This window comes from Arthrobacter sp. V1I7, from assembly GCF_030817015.1.
In the GTDB taxonomy this organism is placed as follows: domain Bacteria; phylum Actinomycetota; class Actinomycetes; order Actinomycetales; family Micrococcaceae; genus Arthrobacter.
This window is the reverse complement of sequence record NZ_JAUSYS010000001.1, coordinates 1580782-1603568: the sequence shown is the minus strand read 5'-3', so window position 1 is coordinate 1603568 and position 22787 is coordinate 1580782. Positions and strand designations below refer to the sequence as shown.

The following is a 22787-nucleotide window of genomic DNA, read 5'->3' as shown; positions in this document are numbered from 1 at the left end:
GGCCGGCTCATTGTCCACGGACCTTGGCCTCCGCTTCGCTGATGGCCCAGGCGGCGTTGACGAGCCCGATGTGGCTGAACGCCTGCGGAAAATTGCCCAGGAGCTCACCGCTGTCCGGAGCCACTTCTTCGGCCAGCAGGCCCAGGTCCGTGGCGAACACGGCGGCCCGTTCGAAGACCGCCCGCGCCCGTTCGGTGCGCCCGGCGAGGGCCAGGGCGTGGGCCAGCCAGAAGGTGCAGAGCAGGAAGGTGCCCTCCTCCCCCGGCAGCCCGTCCCCGGACCGGTAACGGTAGACGAGGCCCCGGGGGTCGGTGAGCCGCTGTTCGATGGCCTCGATCGTGGCGAGGATTCCCGGGTCGTCGGGCGGGAGGAAGCCCACGATGGAGAGCATCAGCGCTGAGGCGTCCAGGGCCTGGGAGCCGTAGGACTGGGTGTAGGCATTCGCGGCGTCGCTCCATCCCTCGGCCCGGATGGACGCGGCAATCCGGTCCCTCGTCCCGGTCCAGCGCGGGACCTTGTCCTCGGCCTGCAGGAGCCCGGCGAGGCCGATCGCCCGGTCGACGGCCACCCAGCACAGAAGCTTGGAGTGCAGGTAGTGGCGCCGTTCGCCGCGGACCTCCCAGATGCCGTGGTCGCGGTCCTGCCAACGGGCGGCCGCGGCGTCGGCGGCGTCGGCGAGGAATCTGCGGGTTTCCGGGGCCAGCTCCGCGAGATATCCGGGCAGGGTGGCGGCGGCGTCGAGCAGTTCACCGTAGACATCGAGCTGGCGCTGGTTGCAGGCGCCGTTGCCCACGCGCACCGGAGAGCTGCCGCGCCAGCCCGGCAGGTGGGTCAGTTCGCGTTCGGGCAGCTCGCATTCGCCGCCAACGCCGAACATGATCTGCAACTCCTCACCGCCGGCAAGCCGGCTCGCGGCCGCGGTGGCCAGGAACTGGAAAAACTTCCCCGCCTCGTCCGGGCAGGCCGCCACCCAGAGCGCCTGCAGCGTCATGCTCGCGTCCCGGATCCAGCTGTAGCGGTAGTCCCAGTTGCGCGTTCCACCCTCCACTTCCGGCAGGGACGTCGTCGGTGCGGCCACGATCGCCCCGGTCGGGTAGTAGCTCAGCGCCTGGAGGATCCGGCCACTGGCCGCGACCAGTTCCTGCCACGGGCCCTGGTAGCCCTGGTGCATCTCGGACCAGCTGGTCCAGCCCTGCACGGTGTCCGCCAGCCGCCGCGCGATGTCCGCCTGGCTCCAGGACACAGGTTCCCCGTTCCCGCCCGCCTGGAACTCCAACGCGAAGCCCAGGACGTCTCCCGCGCGGAGACTCACCCGGGCCCGCGCGGTGCCCGCCTGGACTTCGAAGGCAACCGGGGTGGAGAAGAATAGCCCAGTGGCCCCCGCTCGAAGCAGGATCCCGCCCTGCGTCGCGCTCAGCCGCGGCCGGGCAAGCCCGTAGTCCGGCCGCGCAGAGAGGACGATCTCTGCGTCGACGGATCCCGCGGTGCACGAGACCTGGCGCAGCAGGCTTCCCGGCGAATCCGCCCCGAGGTCGTGGCCCCTCTTACCGTCGCCGAGCACGAGGGCGTCGGTGACCGTCATGCGTCCGCCGGGGGCCGTGTGGGTGGTCTCGAGGACCATCGTGGGCCCGAGGTAGCGCCGCGTTGAAGTGTGTTCGCCGACGGGGCGGACCGACCAGAATCCCGCCTCGGGGCCGAGGACCCGGCCGAACACCGAGGGGCTGTCGAACCGCGGAAAGCAGAGCCAGTCCACGGAGCCTGCTGCGCTCACCAGCGCCGCGGAGCAGCAGTCGGACAACAGGGCATAATCCGCAATCGGCTCGCTGCTCATCCATACACCCTGACCGCGCTGTCTTGGGTAAACTCCCCCGGGTCAAACACTCTTAGGGCAAAGGGGAAGCCCCATCAGCGTTTTGCCGTTGGTGGGGCTTCGACTTTTCGGTTGTCACGTGACGTCTTTGACAATCTGGCAAGATCCTTGGATTTTCAGGTCTTCCTACTCCGTCACTAGTAGCCATCATCTGACTTTGCCGAAGGCTGCGTCGGATGATTGTCACTGAATCTTTGGTTCTTGCGTCCCATTTCTTTCGAATTGGGTAAGTTCTATTGTTCTCCGTTGGTTTCCCCTGCACAAGAGCCCCGGGAGAACTACATCGGAGTAGTTTTCCCGGGGCTCGTGGGGGCCCGGATGCGTGTCCGGCCGGATCAACCGGCCTGGCTAAAAACCGGGCTTTCGGTGCGGCTGCGCTTGATCTCGAAGAAGTACGGGAAGGACGCAAGGGTCACCGTGGCGTCCCAGATCCGGCCGGCTTCCTCACCCCGCGGAATGCGGGTCAGGACGGGGCCGAAGAAGGCGGTGCCGTTGAAGGCAACGACGGGGGTGCCGACGTCCTGGCCGACCAGCGCTGTGCCGGCGTCGTGGCTGGCGCGGAGCTGCTGATCGAATTCGTCGCTCTGGCCGGCGGCCGCGAGTTCCGCCGGAAGGCCGGCCTCGGCGAGGGACTTGGAGATGACCTCGGCGATGTCCGCGTTGCCTTCGTTGTGGATCCTGGTGCCCATGGCGTCGTAGAGCGGCTTGATGTATTCGGCGCCGTGCTTTTCGGCGGCGGCCACGATGACCCGCACCGGTGCCCAGGCCTTGGCCATGAGCTCCTTGTATTGCGCCGGGAGCTCGTCGCGGCCCTCGTTCAATACGGCGAGGCTCATGACGTGCCACTCGGTGTTGATGTTCCGGACGTCTTCCACCTCGCCGATCCAGCGGGAAGTGACCCAGGCGAAGGGGCACATCGGGTCGAACCAGAAATCTGCTGTGTTGCTCGTGGTTTCAGGCACAGGTGTTCTCCTTCAGGAAGTCTGGCGGGGAAAAAAGCGCACCGGGCGCGTCAAAGATGACAGCGACCGGTGCGGCGGTTTTATTCCGGATCAGGCGGATTTACGGCGCTTGACGTCGTGCGGGATCATTGTCGGCTGGGCCTTCCGGGAGACGACCTCTTCGGTAATGATCACGGTGGCAATGTCGTCGCGGCTGGGCAGCTCGAACATCACCGGCAGCAGGACTTCCTCGATGATGGCCCGGAGACCACGTGCGCCGGTGCCGCGCTCGAGGGCCTGGTCTGCGATCGTGTTGAGCGCCTCGTCATCGAAGACCAGTTCGACGCCGTCGAGCTGGAACATCTTCTGGTACTGCTTCACGAGGGCATTCTTGGGCGTGGACAGGATCTGGATCAGCGCCGACCGGTCCAGGTTGGAGACCGTGGTGATCACCGGAAGCCGGCCGATGAATTCCGGAATGAGGCCGAACTTCAGCAGATCCTCGGGCATGACCTCGCCGTAGGAGTCCGCGTTGTTCTTGGCCTCATTGAGCGGGGCGCCGAAGCCGATGCCCTTGCGCCCTGAACGTGAACCGATGATCTCCTCGAGCCCGGCAAAGGCACCGGCAACGATGAACAGCACGTTCGTGGTGTCGATCTGGATGAATTCCTGGTGCGGGTGCTTGCGTCCGCCCTGCGGCGGCACGGAGGCGACAGTGCCTTCCAGGATCTTCAGCAGCGCCTGCTGGACACCCTCGCCCGAGACGTCGCGGGTGATGGAGGGGTTTTCGCTCTTCCGCGAGATCTTGTCGATCTCGTCGATGTAAATGATGCCCTGTTCGGCCTTCTTGACGTCATAGTCGGCGGCCTGGATGAGCTTCAGGAGGATGTTTTCGACGTCCTCGCCCACGTAGCCGGCTTCGGTGAGGGCGGTCGCGTCGGCGACGGCGAACGGCACGTTGAGGCGGCGGGCCAGAGTCTGGGCAAGGTAGGTCTTGCCGCAGCCCGTGGGACCGATCAGGAGGATATTCGACTTGGCGATCTCGACGTCGTCGTGGTGACCGCCTTCGGCAAGGCTTCCGCTCTTCGGTGCGTGCCCCGCCTGGATGCGCTTGTAGTGGTTGTAGACGGCCACCGCGAGCGAACGCTTGGCGGGTTCCTGGCCGATGACGTATTCCTGCAGGAAATCGAAGATTTCGCGGGGCTTGGGCAGCTCAAAACTGCCCAGATCGGCGACTTCTGCGAGTTCTTCTTCAATGATCTCGTTGCAGAGTTCAATGCACTCATCGCAGATGTAGACGCCGGGCCCGGCAATGAGCTTCCGGACCTGCTTCTGGCTCTTCCCGCAGAAAGAACACTTCAGCAGATCCGTGCTCTCGCCAATCCGAGCCATATGTGAACCCCTTTAGTATCTTGCTGGTGCCTGTGACAGGTTCCACTCTAGGTCACTTTCGGCCTGATGGGTGGAAGCCGACGCCGGTGCGGCCATTTGGACTGAGCCGCACCGGCGCCGATAACCGGGTGTTGCCAGGCGCCCCTGCTACCGGCTGATTGCCTGGGGCTTGATTTTACGGGAATCAAGGACCTGGTCGATCAGGCCGTACTGCATTGCCTCGGCGGCCGTGAGGATCTTGTCCCGCTCGATGTCGTTGTTGACCTGATCCGGCGTCCGGCCGGAGTGCTTGGCCAGGGTGTCTTCGAGCCAGGACCGCATCCGCATGACCTCGGCGGCCTGGATCTCAAGGTCTGAGGCCTGCCCGCCCTGTCCGCCGGACAGTGAGGGCTGGTGGATCAGCACGCGGGCGTTGGGCAGGGCCAGGCGTTTGCCCGGCGTTCCGGCTGCCAGCAGTACCGCGGCGGCGCTGGCGGCCTGGCCCAGGCAGACGGTCTGGATCTCCGGGCGGATGTACGTCATGGTGTCGTAGATCGCCGTCATGGCAGTGAAGGAGCCGCCCGGGGAGTTGATGTAGAGCGTGATGTCGCGGTCCGGGTCGGTGGACTCGAGCACCAGCAACTGGGCCATCACGTCGTCGGCCGATGCGTCGTCCACCTGCACGCCGAGGAAGATGATGCGGTCCTCGAACAGCTTGGTGTACGGGTCCTGGCGCTTGAAGCCGTAAGGGGTGCGCTCTTCGAACTGCGGCAGCACGTAGCGGCTGCTCGGCAGGTTACCGGCAGTCGAACCGAAGTTGTAGTTCATGTTCATTGCTCCTGAATTCATTTGCTGTCTACGTGCCGGTCAGATCTCGGTGGCTGATTCGCTGCCGGAGGCGGCACTGCTGCCGTTGCCGTTGGCGTTGGTCCCGCCGCCGCCGGCCACGGATCCCGCGTGCGCGGCGATCTTGTCGAAGAAGCCGTAGTCGAGGGCATCTTTTGCGGTGAACCACTTGTCGCGGTCGTTGTCCTTGAGGATGGTGTCGACCGTCTGGCCGGTCTGCTCTGCGGTCAGTTCGGCCATGACCTTCTTCATATGCAGGATCAGCTCGGCCTGGATCTTGATGTCCGAGGCCGTGCCGCCGATGCCGCCGGACGGCTGGTGCATCAGGATGCGGGCGTTCGGGGTGGCGTAGCGCTTGCCCTTGGTGCCGGATGAGAGCAGGAACTGCCCCATCGAGGCGGCGAGGCCGGTGGCAACCGTGACGACGTCGTTCGGGATGAACTGCATGGTGTCGTAGATGGCCATGCCGGCGGTGACGGAGCCGCCGGGTGAGTTGATGTAGAGGTAGATGTCCTTATCGGGATTTTCCGCCGAGAGGAGCAGCAGCTGGGAGCAGATCGCGTTGGCGTTCTCGTCGCGGACCTCGGAGCCGAGCCAGATGATGCGCTCTTTCAGCAGGCGGTTGTAAATGTAGTTATCCTGGGCTGCCGGATCGACAGTAGCCATCCGGGGTGCCCCTGCTTGCTGTGACATATGTACTTACCTCTCGCTGGCGACGGTGATGCCACTGGACGACATCACTGAACTTTCCTACAGCGACACTAACGGTTTTCACGCCCGCTTTGTGCGCAGGCGCGGGGCTGTTCGCTGACGGCGCACGATTGCCCGGGAGGGTTCATCAACGGCTTAAAAGCCGCACCCCCGGAGCCAAAGATCCGGGGGTGCGGGCTGGAACTGCGGGAACAGGAAGTGTTAGAACTTCACTGCTGCCGGGTCATCGTTCTTGACCGTCTCGGCGGGAGCTGCTGCCTCTTCGGAGGCGGCCTCCTCGACGGCGGTCTCTGCAGCTGCCTCGACAGGTGTCTCTTCGCCGCCGGGACGGACGAAGTCGCTGAGGTCAACCTTGTTGCCCTCGGAGTCGGTGACCTCGGCCTGGCCCAGGACAACCGCCAGCGCCTTGCGGCGGCGGACCTCGGAAACCATCATGGGGACCTGACCGCTCTGATCGATGATCTGGGCGAACTGGTTCGGGTCCATGCCGTACTGGCTGGCTGTGGTGACGATGTAGTCGATCAGCTCGTTCTGGCTGACGTTGACTTCTTCCTTTTCCGCGATGGCGTCAAGGATGATCTCGTTCTGGAAGGAGCGTGCGGTGTTGGCCCTGACCTCGGCGCGGTGCTCCTCGGTGTCGTGCTCGCCTTCACCGTGGGCGTTCTCGGCGTTGAAGTGCTGCTCCAGCTGCTCTTCGACGACGGAGTCCGGAACCGGAACCTCGACGAGCTCAACGAGCTTGTCCAGGACCTTGTCGCGGGCTTCGACGCCCTGCTCGACCACCTTGGACTCGGAGGCCTGCTTGGCCAGGTCCTCGCGGAGCTCGGCGAGGGTGTCGAACTCGGAAGCCAGCTGGGCGAAGTCATCGTCGGCCTCGGGCAGCTCGCGCTCCTTGACGGACTTGACGACAACCTTGACCTGCGCGGATTCACCGGCGTGGTCGCCGCCCACGAGGGTGGTGTCGAAGATGGCGTCTTCATCGGCGCTCAGGCCGGTGACGGCTTCGTCGAGGCCTTCGAGCATGGTGCCGGCCCCGACCTGGTAGGACAGGCCAGATGCGGAGTCAACCTCGGCGCCGTCGATGGTCGCGGTGATATCGATGGTGAGGAAGTCGTTGTCGGCGGCCGGGCGGTCGACGGACTTCAGCGTGCCGAAACGGCCGCGGAGTTCATCCAGCGCCGTGTCGACGTCGGCGTCGGCGGACTCTGCGGCAGCAACCTCAACCTTGATGCCGGCGTAGTCCGGCAGTTCGATCTCGGGGCGGATGTCAACCTCGGCGTGGAACTTGAGTTCACCGTCAGTGGCGGAGGGGTCCGGAACCTCGGTGATCTCAACCTCGGGACGGCTCAGCGGGCGGATGCCGGTTTCCTGCACAGCAGCCTGGTACCAGCCGTTGAGGCCTTCGTTGATGGCGGTCTCCAGCACGTAGCCGCGGCCGACGCGCTGATCGATGAGCTTGGAGGGGACCTTACCCTTGCGGAAACCGGGGACCTGGATCTGCGAAGCAACAGTCTTGTATGCCTCTGCGATGCTGGGCTTCAATTCCTCAAAGGGGACCTCAACATTGAGCTTGACCCGCGTGGGGGTGAGGTTCTCGACAGCGCTCTTCACAGTCTAAGTACTCCTGGTTTTAGGGGGTTGGGTTCTGCCTTGCCACGTTCTGGCCTTAACCGCAGAGTCGGGGTGACAGGATTTGAACCTGCGACTTCCTGCTCCCAAAGCAGGTGCTCTAGCCAAGCTGAGCTACACCCCGTAAGTGCACAGAACAGTCTACGGTCATACTGTGGGAATTTGCACATTTGACACCGGGGCCCTGAATTAGGTTTAGTTGTATCCGGCTTCAACAGCCGCCCGGAAGTTTGCCGCTGAGTACGGCAAGATCCCGGGGACGTAGCTTAATGGTAAAGCCTCAGTCTTCCAAACTGATTACGCGGGTTCGATTCCCGTCGTCCCCTCCACAGCAGGACCATTCACAGCAGGACGCTCAGTAGCAGGACCATCAGTAATAGGACCCAGGACAGCCCCTCTTTGAGGGGCTTTTTTGTGTCCGGTGCCGGCTTCAAATGTCCGGCGCCGGCCTTGGATCCGCAGCCGCTGGCAACGGCCGGGGAGAGGTAACGCGTAGGAGTCTTAGGCCTGCTGGCAGGCGGGGCACCAGTAGAGTTTCCGGGCGGCAAGGTCCGTGAGTGCCACGGGGGTTCCGCAGTTCCGGCAGCCGAGGCCCTGCCTACGGTAGACGAAGTGGGACTCTTCGGGGGCCGGCAGGCCGCGGATCGGTTCCGTGGCATCCGTCGGGCTCCAGGAGCTGCTCCAGTACTCCGACGGTGTGGTGATGATCCGGCCGTCGCGGACGCCGTCGGACATCATGGCGACGGTGTCGTCCCAGAGCCGGCCGGCGGCGTCGGCGGACAGCGCCTTCCCGGCCAGCCAGGGGTCGATGCGTTGCCGGAACAGGAGTTCGGCGCGGTAGACATTGCCGACGCCGGCAATCACCTTCTGGTCCATCAGCAGCGCCGCCAGGGGCGTGCGCCTGGCACGAACCCCGGCGACGAAGGCGTTCCGGTCGCCGGGACGGTTCCGGAGCGGATCCGGGCCCAGCCGCGCCAGCACGGCTTCGCCTTCCGCCGCGGTGATCACTTCGCAGGTGGTGGCTCCGCGCAGATCGGCCCAGCCATGGGAACCGGCCAGCCGGACGCGCACGGCACCGACCGGTTCGGGCGGCCCGGTGTAGCTTTCAAACCCGGAGCCGGCGGCTGCTTCCGCCTCGTCGTCGTACAGTTCCCGCTCCCCCACCTTGCGGGGCGCGCCGATGCTGGAGGCGCCGCGGAATGTCGCATCGCCGCCGAAGTTCCAGGCGCCGTAGAGGCCAAGGTGGACGTGGAGCAGCAGGCCGTGCTCGAACCCAAGGAACAGGTGCTTGCCGTGGGCCACGGAGGCGGTCAGCACGTGGCCGTCCAGCAGCGCCGCGCCCTGCACGAACCGTCCCTGCGGGCTTGAGACCGCGAGCCGCGCCCCGGAGAATACGTCCCCGAACTGGCGGGCCAGCCGGTGGACGGAATGGCCTTCCGGCACTACTCGATGACCTCGCCGGTGCGCTCGTAAGCGGCGATCTTGCCGATCCGGCGGACATGGCGCTCGTCATTGCTGAAGGGCTCGGCCAGGAACGCTTCAATAATGGCCGTGGCCTCGGCGACACTGTGCTGCCGGCCGCCGACGGCGACGACGTTGGCGTCGTTGTGCTCGCGGGCAAGTTTCGCGGTGGAGAGGTTCCAGGCCAACGCGGCCCGCACACCTTTGACCTTGTTGGCGGCGATCTGCTCGCCGTTGCCGGAACCGCCGAGCACGATGCCCAGGGCACGGGTGCCGGCCTCCTGGTCCGCCACGACGGCGAGCGCCGCGTTGATGCAGAACGACGGGTAGTCATCCTGCGCGTCGTAGGCCGTCGGACCGTGGTCCACGACGTCGTAGCCCTTGGAGCCAAGGTGGCTCACCAGATGGGCGCTGAGTTCCATGCCCGCGTGGTCTGTTGCGATGTGCACGCGCGGGAAATCAGAAGGGGTCACGGCGTATCCGTTCAGTTGGGGGGCAGGACAGTGAGGCAGAGGAGCTGCCGGGCGGGTCCGGGGCTGGCTCCTAGCCTACTAGGGCGCCGGAGGACGGCGGCCTCAAGCGCCGGGGAGGGTCTTCACAAACCGGAACGGTCTTCATCGGGAGTGTCTTCATAAAGCGGTCACAGCCCCGGGGTTTCGCCGCCGTGGCGGGCCCGCTCGGCCACCCGGGAGAGCACCTGCGCCACGTGGTCCGCGGACGCGGCGCTGCCGCCGCTGACCGCCAGTTTCCGCCCGTCGGAGCGGTCGACGACGACGGCCGGGCCGCTGCCGACCAGCAGCGCCGTGGTGGCGCCGGTGCTCCGGTAGCCCCAGCCTCCGTAATCCGCGGCCTTGACCTCCTTGGGCGTGGCTGCCTCGATGGCCACCGCGGGCACGTCCATGACCCGGAGGAAGCCGGCGGCAAAGACGCGCAGGCCGCTCCGGTCAACCCGCACGCGGGCGACCAGGAACGCCGCGGCGAGGAGGCCCAGGACCACGAGGACCGCCGCCAGCCACGGCACGGCAATGGTGAGCAGCGCGGCCGGGAGCACGGAGGCGAGCCCGAGCATCACGAAGACGGAACTTCGGGCGTGGACCCACAGGCTCACGGCATCCCGTGTGAGGTCGGGATCGTGTTCGCGTTGAAGGGCCGCCGCTATGGCCCGGTCATCGTCCGTGGACCAGCGCTCGTCCGCCTTGAAGACGAACCCCATCACAAAACCAAGGCCCACGGCCGCGCCGCTGCCCATCGCCAGCACGGCGACGTCGACCCGGGACTCCCTGGCGTCCGCCAGGCCCAGCTGGCCGACGAGGACGGCGGCAAGAACCGTGGTGACGAAGAGGCTGATCGACAGGCCCGCCCCCATCATGATCCGCCGCATCACTGCCGGGCGGGACAGCGGCGCGGCCTGCACGAGCGCGGCCCAGCCGATCAGCACGATCAGCGTGGCGCCCACTCCGACCACCGCGCCGAAGGGTGCGAAATCGGTAGCGCCGCCCTCGGCCCAGCGGACGGCGAGCGGCTCGGGCAAGTCGGCCCGGATCAGGTGGGCACAGACCACGAAGCCGGCCGCGAGCATCACGGGGAACCCCAACGCGAACCGCAGGGCCCGGCCGTCGACAGAATCCCGAAGCTTTCCCATACCCCAACGCTACCCCCGGCCGCGGCCGGACAGACATGTCCGGCCAGACATGTGATCCGCGCAACTTGCCAAGCGCCGTTAACGTGAAAGAATAATTTCACGTCAACGCCGATACCCCTGGAGGCCCCACTTTGCCCGGTATGAACCTGACGCGCGCCGAAGCACGCGAGCGCGCCGAACTGATCGCCGTCGAGTCCTACGAGGTCAGCCTGGACCTGACCCGCGGTGAGAAGGTCTTCGGCTCCACCACCGCCGTGACGTTCACGGCCACGCCGGGGTCCTCGACCTTCATTGACGCCGTGACTTCTGCCGTACACAGTGTGACCCTCAACGGGCGCGAGCTGGATCCGGCCGAAGTCTCCGACGGCATCCGGATCCAGCTGCCGGAGCTGGCCGCCGTGAACGATCTGCTGGTGGTGGCCGAGGCCCCGTACATGAACACCGGCGAGGGGCTGCACCGCTTCGTGGATCCGGTGGACAACGAGGTCTACCTCTACACCCAGTTCGAGGTCCCGGACTCCCGCCGCATGTTCGCCGTCTTCGAGCAGCCGGACCTCAAGGCCAGCTTCACCTTTACCGTCACCGCACCCTCGCACTGGGACGTGGTGTCCAACTCCCCCACGCCGCTGCCGGTCGAGACGATTCCCGGCGGGAACGGCGGCGCCCGCTCCGTCTGGGAGTTCACCCCCACGCCGCCGCTCTCCTCCTATGTCACCGCCCTGATCGCCGGGCCGTACCAGTCTGTCCGCAGCGAGGTGACCTCGGCCGACGGCAGGGTCACACCGCTGGGGATCTTTGCCCGCAAATCCCTGATGCAGTACCTGGACGCGGACAACATCTTCGAGCTCACCCGCCAGGGCTTCGAATTCTTCGAGGCGCAGTTCGGCTGCCCCTATCCGTTCGAGAAGTACGACCAGCTCTTCGTGCCCGAGTTCAACGCGGGCGCAATGGAAAACGCCGGGGCCGTCACCATCCTCGAGGGCTACATCTTCCGCAGCAAGGTCACCGACGCGCAGGTGGAGCGCCGCGCCATCACCGTGCTGCATGAGCTTGCGCACATGTGGTTCGGGGACCTCGTGACGATGCGCTGGTGGAACGACCTCTGGCTGAACGAATCCTTCGCGGAGTACATGTCCCATCTGGCCGCGGTGGAGAACACGAAGTTCGACTCCGCCTGGACCACCTTCGCCTCCGTGGAGAAGTCCTGGGCCTACCGCCAGGACCAGCTGCCCACGACGCACCCGATCTTTGCCGAGATCAATGACCTGCAGGACGTCGAGGTGAATTTCGACGGCATCACCTATGCCAAGGGCGCGTCGGTGCTGCGCCAGCTGGTCGCCTGGGTAGGTCCGGAAGAGTTCATGGCCGGGGTCCGGGAGTACTTCAGCAAACACGCCTGGCAGAACACCGAGCTGAGTGACCTTATGGCCGAACTCGAGAAGGCCAGCGGCCGCGGCCTGGACCAGTGGGGCCGGCTCTGGCTGGAGACCGCCGGTGTGAACACACTCGAGCCGGAACTGTCCGTGGGCGAGGACGCCACGATCTCCTCCTTCGCGATCCTGCAGTCCGCCACCGATGACCAGCCCACCATCCGCCCGCACCGCCTCGCCGTCGGCTTCTACAACCTCACCGCCGCCGGGAAGCTTGAGCGTGTCCATCGCGAGGAGCTCGACGTCGACGGCGAACGCACCGAGGTTCCGGCCCTGGCCGGTCTCGCGCAGCCGGACCTGATCCTGCTCAACGACGACGACCTCGCCTACGCCAAGGTCCGGTTGGACCCGAAGTCGCTCGCGACGGCCACGGCGCACCTGAAGGACTTCAGCCTGAGCCTCCCCCGCACCCTTGTCTGGGGCTCGGCCTGGGACGCGGCCCGCGACGGCGAGACCCCTGCCCGCGGCTACGTGGAACTGATCCTCGCCAACATCGCCGAGGAGTCCGATTCCTCGGTGATCCTGGTCCAGCTCCGCCAGCTCGCCACCACGCTGAACTTCTACGTGGCCGAAGCCCACAAGGAAGCCACCGCTGTGGCCGCGGCCGACCGGCTCTGGGAGCTCGCCTCCGGCGTTCCGGCCGGATCGGATGCGCAGCTGCAGTTTGTGAAGTCCTATGCCCTGCTGGCGCGCAGCGCAGGACAGCTGGACAATGTTGCCGGCCTGCTCGACGGTTCCCTCGCCCTCGACGGCCTCGCCGTGGACCAGGACCTCCGCTGGGAGCTGATTGCGTCCCTCGTGGTTGGCGGCCGGGCCGGGCAGGAGCAGATCGGTGCGGAGCTGGAGCGCGACAACACCGCCACCGGGCAGAACGCAGCCGCCCTCGCTACGGCAGCCATCCCTACCCCCGAGGCCAAGGCGGCCGCCTGGGAGACGGTTGTGGTCACAGGAGAGCTGTCCAACGCGCTGCAGGGCTCCGCCGTAAACGGGTTCACCCGGGTGCTGGACACTGCCCTGCTGGAGCCCTACGCGGAGAAGTACTTCGAGGCCGTCCCGGGCATCGTCAAGGAACGCACCCACGCCCTGGCGCAGCAGATCGTCGTCGGGCTCTACCCGGCGCAGCTGACCACCCAGGCCACCGTGGACCGGACCGACGAGTTCCTCGCCTCCTTGCCGGAGGACAGCACCGCGCTGCGGCGGATGATGCTGGAGAACCGCGACGGCGTGGCGCGGGCGCTGCGGGCACGCCGGGCCGACGTCGACGCATGAGCCTCGACGAGCACCGCTACGCCCTGACGGTCCGCTGGACCGGAAACCTGGGCCGGGGTACGGCGTCGTACCGGGGCTATTCGAGGGACCACGACATCGAGATCCCGGGACTTCCGGTACTCCGGGGCTCCGCGGATCCGAGCTTCCACGGGGACCGGACCCGCTGCAACCCCGAGCAGTTGCTCCTGGCCGCGCTTTCGCAGTGCCACATGTTGTCCTTCCTGCATGTGGCCGTCAAGCACGGCGTGGTGGTGAGTGCCTACGAGGACCACGCCGAGGGGCTGATGCGGACCAACCGGGACGGCAGCGGCCAGTTTGAGTCGGTCACACTTAAACCCCGGGTGACGGTGGCCGCTCCGGCGGCCGGGGAGCTGCCCGGGGCCGGCCAGCCCGCGGCCGGCCTGCTCGGGGAACTGCACGCCGAGGCGAACAAGCTCTGTTTCATTGCCCGCAGCGTCAATTTCCCGGTGCTGCATGAGCCCAGCGTGGTGGTCCAGCACCCCGGGGACTGAGTTTTCAGCCGGGCTCGGCCCGGTACTCGCGCAGAAGCCGGCGCTCGGTCTCCGGGCTGAGCCCGGCTTTGCGTTCCCGGCCGAGCCCGCGCACACGTTCGTCCGCCAGGGTGTCCCGCAGGATGTCCATCCAGGGGCGGAGTTGGAGCCCGGCCGCGCGGGCGGCGTCATTGCTGCGGGCCATAAAGCCGTCCTGTCCGGGCGGCAGCCAGAGCGGCAGCGAGTCCGGTCCGGCCCAGTAGTTGGCGCCGTGCCCGGCCAGCCACTCGCCCGGGACGGCCACCACCTCCGCTTCTCCGTCGGTGAGCTGCCGGGCTTCTTCCAGATAGGCGGCAAAGGGCACGATCTCGCCCACGGCGTTCAGCGCTCCCGTGATGCCTGCCCCGGCCGCGGCCAGGACCCAGGCGGCGAGGTCCCGGACGTCGATCACCTGGGTTGCATCCGAGGGGATGTCCGGGATCAGCACCGGTTCCTCGTCCCGGGCGAAGCGGGCCGGCCAGTAGCCGTACCGGTCAGTGCCGTCCCCGGGCCCGCCGATCAGCCCGGCGCGGCAGATGTGGGCCTTGTCCCCGGCCAGTTCCCGGGTCCAGTGTTCGATTGCGGACTTGGCTTCGCCGTAGTTGTCCGGAGTCAGCCCTGCGCCGGCAGCCAGCGGGGGCAGCACCTCGGCGTCCTCCGCCGCCCCGGCCAGCGAGTGGTCCGCATAGACGGAGCAGCTGGAGATGAAAGTCCAGTGCCGGGCGGTCCCGGCCAGGACTTCAAGGGCCTCGCGGGCCTGCCCGGGGTTCCGCGAGACGTCGACGACGGCGTCCCACCCGGTTGTCTCGCTGCCGGCCGTGTCCCTCCGGCCGGCGTCGCTGCCCACATTTTCCCTCCGGGCGGCGTCGCTACCGCCGGCGTCGCTGCGGCCCGCGTCGCCCACCATTTCCCTGCGGCCGGCGTCCCTGCCGCCGGCGTCGGCTGCCTCCGCATAGGCGGCCTTTCCCTGGGAGCGGTCGGCCTGCAACCACCGCGCCCCGGCCGGCGGGGCTGAAGCTGTCCCGCGGGCAAGGCAGGTGACATCGTGCCCGGTATCGAGGGCCTGCCGGGCTATTTCCGCGGACAGGAAGGCCGTGCCACCAAGTATCAGAATGCGCATGCGGCCACGCTACGGGGCTAATGTTAAAAGAGAACAGAGTGTTATGCGCCCGGCGAACGCCGATCGGCAGCAGAGCGCAACAGCGCAGCAGCAAGGAGCACCCCCAGACAATGTACGGCCTGTCTACGACTACCCCCATCACCCCTCCGGATATTTCGGACATCAACCTGCCCGGAGTCCTCATCAGCATCGGCGTGGGTGTTGCCGTGTGGCTGGTGGCGACGTTCGTGATCGCCGGGATCACCAAACGCGTCGCCGCCGGAACCACGTTCTTCAAGAAGCCGCACTTCCGCTGGGTGGCACCGGCGCTCCGCGCGCTGGACCACGAGCGCCGGGTCCAGCGGGCGAACACCATCGGCTCGCTGCTCAACAGCATTGTCAGCGTCCTGGTTGCGGTCATCACCATCATGTACGTGCTGAAGAACCTGAACGTGGACATCGCCCCGCTGCTGACCAGCGTCGGCATCCTCGGTGTGGCGATCGGTTTCGGTGCCCAGCAACTGATCCGCGACTTCCTGGCCGGCATCTTCATCACCATCGAAGACCAGTACGGCATCGGTGACATCATTGAAACGTCCGAAGTCGTCGGCGAGGTCGAGGCCATGGGGCTGCGGATCACCCGGGTCCGGGCCGAGGACGGCACCATCTGGTACCTGCGCAACGGCGAGATCCTGCGCGTCGGCAACCGTTCCCAGGGCACGTACATCCCTCCCGCCGAGGAACAGGCGGACATATCGGAAGCCGGGGCGGCCCCCCAGCAGAAAGCCGGAGAATAGTATGACGATCCCGATTGCCGGCGAACCCCGGCAGCCCAGGCAGCTGATGCAGAACGATCCGTTCACCCAGCCCGGGTACACGGACAACTTCTATGAGGCCGTCGGCGGCCATGAGACGTTCGTGAAGCTGATCGATGTGTTCTACGACGGCGTCGCGACGGATCCGCTGTTGCGGCCGATGTACCCCGAAGAGGACCTCATCCCGGCCAAGCGGCGCTTCCTGATGTTCCTTGAGCAGTACTGGGGCGGTCCGACGACGTACGGCGAGGAACGCGGGCATCCGCGGCTGCGGATGCGGCACCAGCCCTTCCGTGTCACGCCGGAGGCCAAGGAACGCTGGCTGCACCACATGCGCATCGCCGTCGACGCCCTGGAGCTCCCGCCGCTGTATGAGGGCACCCTCTGGGATTACATGGAGCGCGCTGCCCTCTCCATGGTGAACAGCCCGTCCGAAGCCTGAACCGGGCGGACGCCTGACCCCGGGCCCGGCCAGGCGGCAGGATCAGAGCCCGGACCCGGTCCGGGCGAGGACGTGGCCACGGGTTCCGCTGAGCCGGAACCAGCGACCGGCACGGTAGAGCTGCTGCTCCCCGTCGGCCAGGAATCCCAGGGTGAGTGCCGCGAAGGCGGCACCGGCCGGCAGTCCGCCGGCCCCGGGGAGTTCCCTGCCCCAGACCGTGGCGCGGGCGTTGTTGACGATCAGCGCGCCGGGCTTGTCCGGCATGATGGCGGCCACCTCGGTGATGCCGGCCTCGGCCGACTGCCGCAGCTCCTTATCCTGCAGGGTGCCGAGAAGCTCCCAGCCGCCGCGGGGTGCCCCGATGCCCGCCCACGACTCGGTGACGTTTACCGGCGGCAGCGGCAGTTCGACGTCGTTCTCCCCCGCCCGCGCCAGCCGGTCCAGCACCGCTGACAGCGGGACGGTCACGTCGGTCTCGGCAGGCTGTGCCAGTGCCATGGTCCGGAGTCCCAGAATGGTCGGGGTGGCTTCCCCCAGCAGCCGGGGCCGCAGCACGCACACGTAGGCTGCGAGCACCGGGCCGGAGGCCTGGAGCCGGATGGCGCCGTCGTCAATGGACTTCGCGCGGGTCGCGAAGGTGCGCAGGTCGGCAAGGTCTCGGGGATCGGTGAACTGCAGGGGCTGGGTTAGGACGTCAGACACAATATGGACTCTACCGGTTGTGCCTCTTTTGAGCGGTGCCGGGGTGACGTCTAGAGTCGGACCATGACTGAAGCCGACGCCGAATTGCAGGGGCTGCCCACCCAGGACCCCACCTCCTCGCTCCTCCAACTCCTGAACCTCGGTGAGCTGGAGGGCGCCCGGACGGACGAAGACATCTTCATGGGCCCCTCGCAGCAGCAGCCACGGCAACGCGTCTTCGGCGGCCAGGTCCTGGCACAGTCCCTGATCGCCGGGAGCCGCACCGTACCCGATGGCCGCAGCGTGCACTCCATGCACGGCTACTTCCTCCGCCCGGGCGACGCGAACAAGCCGATCACCTTCGGCGTGCAGCGGCTGCGGGACGGCCGCTCCTTCTCGGCGCGGCGCGTCCACGCCTACCAGGAGGGCACGCCCATCCTGTCGATGATCGCCTCGTTCCAGACCGAGGACGAGGGCCTCGAACACCAGTCCGAAATGCCGGCGGGGATCCCGGACCCCGAGTCCCTGCCCAGCACCGCCGACCTGCTCGGCATGTACGACCACCCCGTGGCCCGGCACTGGGCCTACGAGCGCCCGTTCGACGTCCGCCACGTCGATCCGGCACTGTACGTCTCCGCCAAGGGCCACAAGGAACCGCGAAACGCCGTCTGGATGAAGACCTTCGGTCCCCTGCCGGACGACCCGGGCTTGCACCGCGCCGCCCTGGCCTACGCCAGCGACTACACCATCCTGGAGTCCGTCCTGCGCCAGCACGGGCTGAGCTGGATCACGCCTGGGATGTCCGTGGCCAGCCTGGACCATGCCATGTGGTGGCACCGTCCCGTGCGGGTGGACGAATGGCTGCTCTACGTCCAGGAATCCCCCAGCGCGCAGGGAGCCCGCGGCCTGGCCACCGGCAAGATCTTCAACCGCGACGGCCGGCACGTGGCCACCGTCGCCCAGGAGGGCATGATCAGGGTCCCCACCGACCTGAAGAACAAGGTCAAGGGCGCCGTGCAGTCCAAGGTGCTGCAGCACCAGATGCGGAGAGCCGACCGCGGCTGAATCACCCGTTCTCCGGCACGGTACCAAGCGCTGGACACGCAAATGGCCGGCTCCCCTGGTGGGGAGCCGGCCATTTCGCTCGCCGGGCCTCGCGGAGTCTAGTCGCGGGTGAGGCGCCGGTGCGTGACGCGGTGCGGCTTGGCCGCATCGGGGCCGAGGCGCTCGACCTTATTCTCCTCGTACGACTCGAAGTTACCCTCGAACCAGTACCACTTGGAGGGGTTCTCCTCGTCACCTTCGTAGGCGAGGATGTGGGTCGCCACCCGGTCCAGGAACCAGCGGTCGTGCGAGACCACGACGGCGCAGCCCGGGAATTCGAGCAGGGCGTTCTCGAGGCTGCTGAGCGTCTCGACGTCGAGGTCGTTAGTGGGCTCATCGAGGAGCAGCAGGTTGCCGCCCTGCTTGAGCGTCAGGGCCAGGTTCAGGCGGTTGCGCTCACCACCGGAGAGCACCCCGGCCTTCTTCTGCTGGTCCGGGCCCTTGAAGCCGAAGGCGGCCACGTAGGCGCGGGACGGCATTTCGACGTGGCCGACCTGGATGTAGTCGAGCCCGTCGGAGACGACCTCCCACAGCGTTTTGTTCGGGTCGATGCCGCCACGGCTCTGGTCGGCGTAGGAGATCTTGACGGAGTCGCCGATCTTCAGCTCGCCGCCGTCGAGGGGCTCCAGCCCGACGATGGTCTTGAAGAGGGTGGTCTTGCCGACGCCGTTGGGGCCGATGACGCCCACAATGCCGTTACGCGGCAGCGTGAAGGACAATCCGTCGATCAGGGTGCGGTCCTCGAAGCCCTTCTGCAGGTTCTTCGCTTCCAGCACCAGTCCGCCCAGGCGCGGGCCCGGCGGGATCTGGATCTCTTCGAAGTCGAGCTTCCGGGTCCGGTCTGCCTCGGCGGCCATTTCCTCGTAGCGCGCCAGGCGGGCTTTGGACTTGGTCTGGCGGCCCTTGGCGTTGGAGCGGACCCACTCGAGTTCCTCGGTGAGGCGCTTGGCCTGCTTGGCGTCCTTCTTGCCCTGGACTTCCAGGCGCGCGCGCTTCTTCTCGAGGTAGGTGGAGTAGTTACCCTCGTAGGGGTAGAGGTGTCCGCGGTCCACTTCGGCGATCCACTCGGCCACGTGGTCGAGGAAGTACCGGTCGTGGGTGACGGCGAGGACCGCGCCGGCGTAGCTGGACAGGTGCTGCTCGAGCCACAGCACGCTCTCGGCGTCGAGGTGGTTAGTGGGCTCGTCGAGGAGCAGCAGGTCCGGCTTCTGGAGCAGGAGCTTGCAGAGCGCGACGCGGCGGCGCTCACCGCCGGAGAGCAGCGTGACGTCGGCGTCGGCCGGCGGGCAGCGGAGGGCGTCCATGGCCTGCTCGAGCTGGGAGTCGAGGTCCCAGGCGTCGGCGGCGTCGATCGCTTCCTGCAGCTGGCCCATTTCCTCGAGGAGCACGTCATAGTCAGCGTCGGGGCTGGCCATCTCCTCGGAGATCTCGTTGAAGCGCTGGATCTTGGCGTAGATCTCGCCGACGCCTTCCTGGACGTTACCGAGGACGGTCTTGTCTTCGTTCAGCGGCGGCTCCTGCAGCAGGATGCCGACCGTGTAGCCGGGGCTGAGCCGGGCTTCTCCGTTTGAGGGAGTGTCCAGGCCCGCCATGATCTTGAGAATGGTGGATTTACCGGCACCATTCGGGCCAACGACGCCAATTTTTGCCCCAGGGAAAAAGGACATGCTGACGTCGTCGAGGATAAGTTTTTCGCCAACGGCCTTACGGGCCTTGGTCATTGTGTAGATAAATTCCGCCATGCCTACAAATCTAGTGGGTTGGCCCGGATAACTCACATTCACGGCACCGCCGCACCGACCAGGCACCGCCCGTCCCCCAATACCGGAAGGACGCTGACGCTCACCGCGCCGCTCCGCACCTGCGCGACCAGGCAGTCGCCGCCCTGGTTCACCCCGACCTCGACCGCGTCGGCCTCCAGGCCCGTGGGGGTGCGGCCGGCCGTGACTTGAACGTCCCCGGCGGAGAACCCTGCAGCGACCAGAGCACCCCGCACTTGTTCCGCGCTGGGCTTTGCGCCGTCGAAAACACGACGCAGGGCCACTTCCAGGCTCGCCCTCGCAGTGGCGACAGCCTGGCCGGATGGGGGCTCACCGGCGGCGGTCTCACCGGCGCCAGGTGCGGACTCCTCCGAACTGGCCACCGGGGTTGGCGCATCCGGGGTGGACGCCACTGGGGCCGGGGCCGGTGCGGCGTCCGGCGGCGCGGAACCGATCCCGCTGTCGCCGACGCCAGTGCCGGCCGAGCACCCGAACGTTAGCAGCAGCGACAAGGCCAGAATCCCAAGGAATGCATCGCGCCGACCCCCGGGGATCTCAGCGATGCGGAGCGGCTTCCCGCTCTGTCCCTCCCGCGTCCCTGTCCTCGCCCGTTTCACCCGGCAATTCTGCCACGCGGCTACCGGGCTCAGGCTGCGACTTTCTTCAGTTCACCGGTCTTCTCGTCGACCTCCTCCATTTCGCCGGTCGCGTCGTCGAGGAAAGTGGTGTGGGAGTTTTCTCCGTCCCCGTCCGCACCCTCATCTGGATCGTGGCTGTCGGGCTCGTCATCGCCGGCCGTGGGTGCGGCGGTTGCAGGTCCGCCGGCGCCGGCCATGCGAATGAAGTTCGCCGAGCCCCACATGAGGTCGTGACCGACGGATTGGGCGTCGATTTCCGCCACGTGATAGACCCGGCCGTCCTTTTCCCAGCTGCGCATCTTCAGTCGGCCGACGACGATGACGCGCTGTCCCTTCTTGATGCTGCAGCCGATGTTCCCCGCCAACTGCCGGTAGCCCTGGACTGTAAACCAGTTCGTGTTCCCGTCGACCCAGGCGTTGGCGGTGCGGTCGAAACGCCGTTCGGTGGAGCCCAGGCGGAAAGACGCCGTAGCCACTCCCCCGGGCGTCGTCGAGCTTCTGATCTCCGTGGCGACGAAGCCACGGACCGTGATGTTGTCACTCATTCTTCTGTCCTGTCTCGAAATGTCATGCCTAAGCTGGCACTTCCAGCTTCGGACAGGCGTCGCCCCGCGGGGAGGACCCAATGACGCCATGTGGAAAACCACGGCCCGGAGGGGTTGTTGGGGGCTAGTCCGACCATGCCGGACAGACGGTCGACCTTGTCATGCCCACTTTCGGACGCAAGGCACTGTAAACTTTTTGAGGCGTAGCCCGGCAGAGACCGGGCGGACGCTGAAATGCCCCAGTAGCTCAGGGGATAGAGCAGCGGCCTTCTAATCCGCCGGTCGGGGGTTCGATTCCCTCCTGGGGCACAGGGAAAAGGGGCGTTGACCTGTACAAATGCAGGTCAACGCCTCTTCCTTTTTCAGCTTCGCAACCCCTGATCGACCGTTTAACCACCGAATCATTTCCCCAAGATCATTGGCAGACAGAATGCCGACGGAACTTCCGGAGCGTACGAGGGGGGCCACTGGAAGCCAATCTCAGCTCCTTTTCCGAGACAACATTGTATGTTATGGTTCGGTCGTGAAGAGAGGTGGCGTAGCGGCGGCCCTTGCGTCAGCGCTCGCGCTGACAGGTATGGCCGCTGGCCCTATGGAACAGAGCCGCATTCCGGCGCCGGCGGTTCCAACTGTTTCCGCCAGCGCCGCTCAAATGCAGCCAGAGTTCAGGCGATGCCCCTGATCCTGCTACGGCGCCTGTCTATCGCTACTCCTCCACCAGTCCGGTCGGAACAACATGGGCAGGCCATCCCGTGGGGCAGGCAGTCCTGGTCACGGAAAGCCGGCAGTACGTCGGCTACTACGATGCCGACCGCAGACTCGTTATAGCGTCACGTGCTGGTTCAACCGGCGCTTGGGACGCGCAGGTTCTGGACACCAGTATCGGTTGGGATAGCCATAACTATGTAACCATGGCGCTCGACGCGAGCGGCAACTTGCACGTGGCTGGAAACATGCACGCCACAAAGTTGAATTACTACGTCACGTCTTCGCCCGGAATCGTGAAGACTCTCACGAGGGTTACGACGCTGGTCGATCCGTCCTTGGAATCAGCGGTTACGTATCCACAATTTCTGACGAGCTCAACGGGCGAGTTGTTTTTCAAGTTCCGGCATGGGGTCAGCGGCAACGGCGATGAATATATTTACCGCTTTGTCGCCCCAGACCGGCAATGGTCCCTAGTGACCCCCCATGGTCTACTGGATGGCAAAGGGAAAAGTAATGCATATACCTCAACTCCGGTGTTGGGACCGGACGGATATTTACATATGGTGTGGATGTGGCGCGATACGCCGGACGTCTCGACGAACCATTCGTTATCTTATGCCCGCACCAAGGATTACGTGAATTGGGAGAATGCCCAGGGGGCCACCCTATCTTTGCCGTTGACCGAGGCGACCCCGGCGGTAGTCGACCCAGCCCCGGTCGGGTCGGGGCTGGTCAACGGAAAGGTAAGCCTCGGTTTCGATAGTGGGAAGCGCGTAGTGATCACCTACGCCCGGCTGGATTCCGCAGGAGGAAATCAACTCTTTGCGACCCGGCCAGACGCCTCAGCGAACTGGCAGCGGTCCCAGATCACCAAATGGAGCGGAGTCTTCCCGATCAGCGGCGGAGGCAGTCTGAGCTTTCCGTTCTCGGTTGGACAGGTAACTCCCGCCGTGAACGGCACCCTGCTGGTCAATTACGGTTGTAATGGCAGCGGACGGACGATTGCTCTGGACGAGCGTTCACTGTCCGCGATCTCCGACAACCCGGAGATACCGCAGCTCATCGGCACTCCGGCCCTGCCTCCCCCGGACGCGAACGCCAAATTGAAAACCAACCGATCCACCGCAAAAAGCGGCAACAGCGTCTTTGTCCTCCAATGGCGGTCGCTATCGCTGAACGGCGACAAGCCACGCGCGGTCATTCCTGCTGCGGAACCACTGCTGCTTTTGGAGTACAAGGCGGAATAGACCGCGCCGCTGCTCAAGTCTCACCATCAGACGTATGGAGTCGCAGGT

General features: G+C 66.2%; 20 protein-coding genes and 3 tRNA genes. 8 read left to right on the top strand and 15 right to left on the bottom strand.

All coding sequences use genetic code 11. The features are described 5' to 3' along the window. Window positions 1–7: 7 nt before the first annotated feature. The 7 genes from QFZ69_RS07515 to QFZ69_RS07485 all read right to left on the bottom strand — a co-directional run bounded on the left by QFZ69_RS07515 (window position 8) and on the right by QFZ69_RS07485 (window position 7492). Window positions 8–1831: a glycoside hydrolase family 15 protein gene (locus QFZ69_RS07515; protein WP_306916932.1), complete on the bottom strand. Its 1824-nt coding sequence runs from the start codon at window positions 1829–1831 to the stop codon at window positions 8–10. Between the two features lie 374 nt (window positions 1832–2205). Continuing rightward, complete coding sequence (locus QFZ69_RS07510; protein ID WP_306916930.1) at window positions 2206–2832, bottom strand: DsbA family protein; 627 nt, start codon at window positions 2830–2832, stop codon at window positions 2206–2208. A 90-nt stretch (window positions 2833–2922) separates the two neighbouring features. After that, complete coding sequence (gene clpX / locus QFZ69_RS07505) at window positions 2923–4203, bottom strand: ATP-dependent Clp protease ATP-binding subunit ClpX (protein WP_306916928.1); 1281 nt, start codon at window positions 4201–4203, stop codon at window positions 2923–2925. A 147-nt stretch (window positions 4204–4350) separates the two neighbouring features. Next, window positions 4351–5010 (bottom strand): ATP-dependent Clp protease proteolytic subunit, encoded by a 660-nt coding sequence (locus tag QFZ69_RS07500; RefSeq protein ID WP_306916927.1) that lies wholly within the window; start codon window positions 5008–5010, stop codon window positions 4351–4353. Between the two features lie 39 nt (window positions 5011–5049). Further along, entirely contained in the window at window positions 5050–5694 is a 645-nt protein-coding gene (locus tag QFZ69_RS07495) for an ATP-dependent Clp protease proteolytic subunit (RefSeq protein WP_306919628.1), read from the bottom strand. Window positions 5695–5940: 246 nt separating this feature from the next. After that, window positions 5941–7350, bottom strand: a complete 1410-nt coding sequence (gene tig / locus QFZ69_RS07490; RefSeq protein ID WP_306916925.1) for a trigger factor — start codon at window positions 7348–7350, stop codon at window positions 5941–5943. Between the two features lie 67 nt (window positions 7351–7417). Next, window positions 7418–7492, bottom strand: a tRNA-Pro gene (locus QFZ69_RS07485). 131 nt (window positions 7493–7623) lie between these two features. Here QFZ69_RS07485 and QFZ69_RS07480 point away from each other — a divergent pair. Beyond that, window positions 7624–7697, top strand: a tRNA-Gly gene (locus QFZ69_RS07480). 172 nt (window positions 7698–7869) lie between these two features. Here the strand turns inward: QFZ69_RS07480 and QFZ69_RS07475 are convergent. The 3 genes from QFZ69_RS07475 to QFZ69_RS07465 form a co-directional block, all read right to left on the bottom strand. Further along, complete coding sequence (locus QFZ69_RS07475; RefSeq protein WP_306916923.1) at window positions 7870–8811, bottom strand: Fpg/Nei family DNA glycosylase; 942 nt, start codon at window positions 8809–8811, stop codon at window positions 7870–7872. Continuing rightward, a complete protein-coding gene (locus QFZ69_RS07470; RefSeq protein ID WP_306916921.1) occupies window positions 8811–9302 on the bottom strand; it encodes a ribose-5-phosphate isomerase in 492 nt (163 codons plus the stop codon). The genes QFZ69_RS07475 and QFZ69_RS07470 overlap by 1 nt, the downstream gene beginning before the upstream one ends. 167 nt (window positions 9303–9469) lie before the next feature. Further along, entirely contained in the window at window positions 9470–10471 is a 1002-nt protein-coding gene (locus tag QFZ69_RS07465; RefSeq protein WP_306916919.1) for a hypothetical protein, read from the bottom strand. Between the two features lie 140 nt (window positions 10472–10611). On the opposite strand from QFZ69_RS07465, the gene pepN reads away from it, so the two are divergent. Together pepN and QFZ69_RS07455 are read left to right on the top strand one after the other, a co-directional pair. Next, window positions 10612–13170 (top strand): aminopeptidase N, encoded by a 2559-nt coding sequence (gene pepN, locus QFZ69_RS07460; protein ID WP_306916917.1) that lies wholly within the window; start codon window positions 10612–10614, stop codon window positions 13168–13170. After that, complete coding sequence (locus QFZ69_RS07455; RefSeq protein WP_306916915.1) at window positions 13167–13682, top strand: OsmC family protein; 516 nt, start codon at window positions 13167–13169, stop codon at window positions 13680–13682. The genes pepN and QFZ69_RS07455 overlap by 4 nt, the downstream gene beginning before the upstream one ends. Window positions 13683–13686: 4 nt before the next feature. Here QFZ69_RS07455 and QFZ69_RS07450 read toward each other — a convergent pair whose 3' ends face one another. Then, on the bottom strand, window positions 13687–14820 hold the full coding sequence (locus tag QFZ69_RS07450; RefSeq protein WP_306916913.1) for an NAD-dependent epimerase/dehydratase family protein: 1134 nt from the start codon (window positions 14818–14820) through the stop codon (window positions 13687–13689). 110 nt (window positions 14821–14930) lie between these two features. Between QFZ69_RS07450 and QFZ69_RS07445 the strand changes: the two genes are divergently transcribed. Together QFZ69_RS07445 and QFZ69_RS07440 are read left to right on the top strand one after the other, a co-directional pair. Beyond that, window positions 14931–15596 carry a mechanosensitive ion channel family protein gene (locus QFZ69_RS07445; protein ID WP_306916910.1) on the top strand — a complete coding sequence of 222 codons (666 nt, stop codon included), beginning with the start codon at window positions 14931–14933 and terminating at the stop codon, window positions 15594–15596. A 1-nt stretch (window position 15597) separates the two neighbouring features. Then, entirely contained in the window at window positions 15598–16056 is a 459-nt protein-coding gene (locus QFZ69_RS07440; protein WP_306916908.1) for a globin, read from the top strand. 42 nt (window positions 16057–16098) lie between these two features. Here QFZ69_RS07440 and QFZ69_RS07435 read toward each other — a convergent pair whose 3' ends face one another. Further along, window positions 16099–16758, bottom strand: coding sequence for a hypothetical protein (locus QFZ69_RS07435; protein WP_306916906.1), 660 nt, complete (start codon window positions 16756–16758; stop codon window positions 16099–16101). Between the two features lie 63 nt (window positions 16759–16821). On the opposite strand from QFZ69_RS07435, the gene tesB reads away from it, so the two are divergent. Continuing rightward, window positions 16822–17802, top strand: coding sequence for an acyl-CoA thioesterase II (tesB, locus tag QFZ69_RS07430; protein ID WP_306916904.1), 981 nt, complete (start codon window positions 16822–16824; stop codon window positions 17800–17802). Window positions 17803–17900: 98 nt separating this feature from the next. Here tesB and ettA read toward each other — a convergent pair whose 3' ends face one another. The 3 genes from ettA to QFZ69_RS07415 form a co-directional block, all read right to left on the bottom strand. Then, window positions 17901–19583 carry an energy-dependent translational throttle protein EttA gene (ettA, locus tag QFZ69_RS07425; protein ID WP_306916902.1) on the bottom strand — a complete coding sequence of 561 codons (1683 nt, stop codon included), beginning with the start codon at window positions 19581–19583 and terminating at the stop codon, window positions 17901–17903. A 38-nt stretch (window positions 19584–19621) separates the two neighbouring features. Then, window positions 19622–20113, bottom strand: a complete 492-nt coding sequence (locus QFZ69_RS07420) for a hypothetical protein (RefSeq protein ID WP_306916900.1) — start codon at window positions 20111–20113, stop codon at window positions 19622–19624. Window positions 20114–20247: 134 nt separating this feature from the next. Continuing rightward, window positions 20248–20784, bottom strand: a complete 537-nt coding sequence (locus QFZ69_RS07415; protein WP_306916898.1) for a single-stranded DNA-binding protein — start codon at window positions 20782–20784, stop codon at window positions 20248–20250. Window positions 20785–21020: 236 nt separating this feature from the next. Here QFZ69_RS07415 and QFZ69_RS07410 point away from each other — a divergent pair. Together QFZ69_RS07410 and QFZ69_RS07405 are read left to right on the top strand one after the other, a co-directional pair. Next, window positions 21021–21093, top strand: a tRNA-Arg gene (locus tag QFZ69_RS07410). Between the two features lie 443 nt (window positions 21094–21536). Continuing rightward, window positions 21537–22739, top strand: coding sequence for a BNR repeat-containing protein (locus tag QFZ69_RS07405; protein ID WP_306916896.1), 1203 nt, complete (start codon window positions 21537–21539; stop codon window positions 22737–22739). Window positions 22740–22787: the final 48 nt, after the last annotated feature.

Coding starts and splice junctions, on each gene's coding strand:
- QFZ69_RS07515 (WP_306916932.1), bottom strand. CDS start 1,831: ATGAGCAGCGAGCCGATTGCGGATTATGCCCTGTTGTCCGACTGCTGC.
- clpX (WP_306916928.1), bottom strand. CDS start 4,203: ATGGCTCGGATTGGCGAGAGCACGGATCTGCTGAAGTGTTCTTTCTGC.
- QFZ69_RS07500 (WP_306916927.1), bottom strand. CDS start 5,010: ATGAACTACAACTTCGGTTCGACTGCCGGTAACCTGCCGAGCAGCCGC.
- QFZ69_RS07495 (WP_306919628.1), bottom strand. CDS start 5,694: ATGGCTACTGTCGATCCGGCAGCCCAGGATAACTACATTTACAACCGC.
- QFZ69_RS07465 (WP_306916919.1), bottom strand. CDS start 10,471: ATGGGAAAGCTTCGGGATTCTGTCGACGGCCGGGCCCTGCGGTTCGCG.
- pepN (WP_306916917.1), top strand. CDS start 10,612: ATGAACCTGACGCGCGCCGAAGCACGCGAGCGCGCCGAACTGATCGCC.
- QFZ69_RS07455 (WP_306916915.1), top strand. CDS start 13,167: ATGAGCCTCGACGAGCACCGCTACGCCCTGACGGTCCGCTGGACCGGA.
- QFZ69_RS07450 (WP_306916913.1), bottom strand. CDS start 14,820: ATGCGCATTCTGATACTTGGTGGCACGGCCTTCCTGTCCGCGGAAATA.
- QFZ69_RS07445 (WP_306916910.1), top strand. CDS start 14,931: ATGTACGGCCTGTCTACGACTACCCCCATCACCCCTCCGGATATTTCG.
- QFZ69_RS07440 (WP_306916908.1), top strand. CDS start 15,598: ATGACGATCCCGATTGCCGGCGAACCCCGGCAGCCCAGGCAGCTGATG.
- tesB (WP_306916904.1), top strand. CDS start 16,822: ATGACTGAAGCCGACGCCGAATTGCAGGGGCTGCCCACCCAGGACCCC.
- ettA (WP_306916902.1), bottom strand. CDS start 19,583: ATGGCGGAATTTATCTACACAATGACCAAGGCCCGTAAGGCCGTTGGC.
- QFZ69_RS07415 (WP_306916898.1), bottom strand. CDS start 20,784: ATGAGTGACAACATCACGGTCCGTGGCTTCGTCGCCACGGAGATCAGA.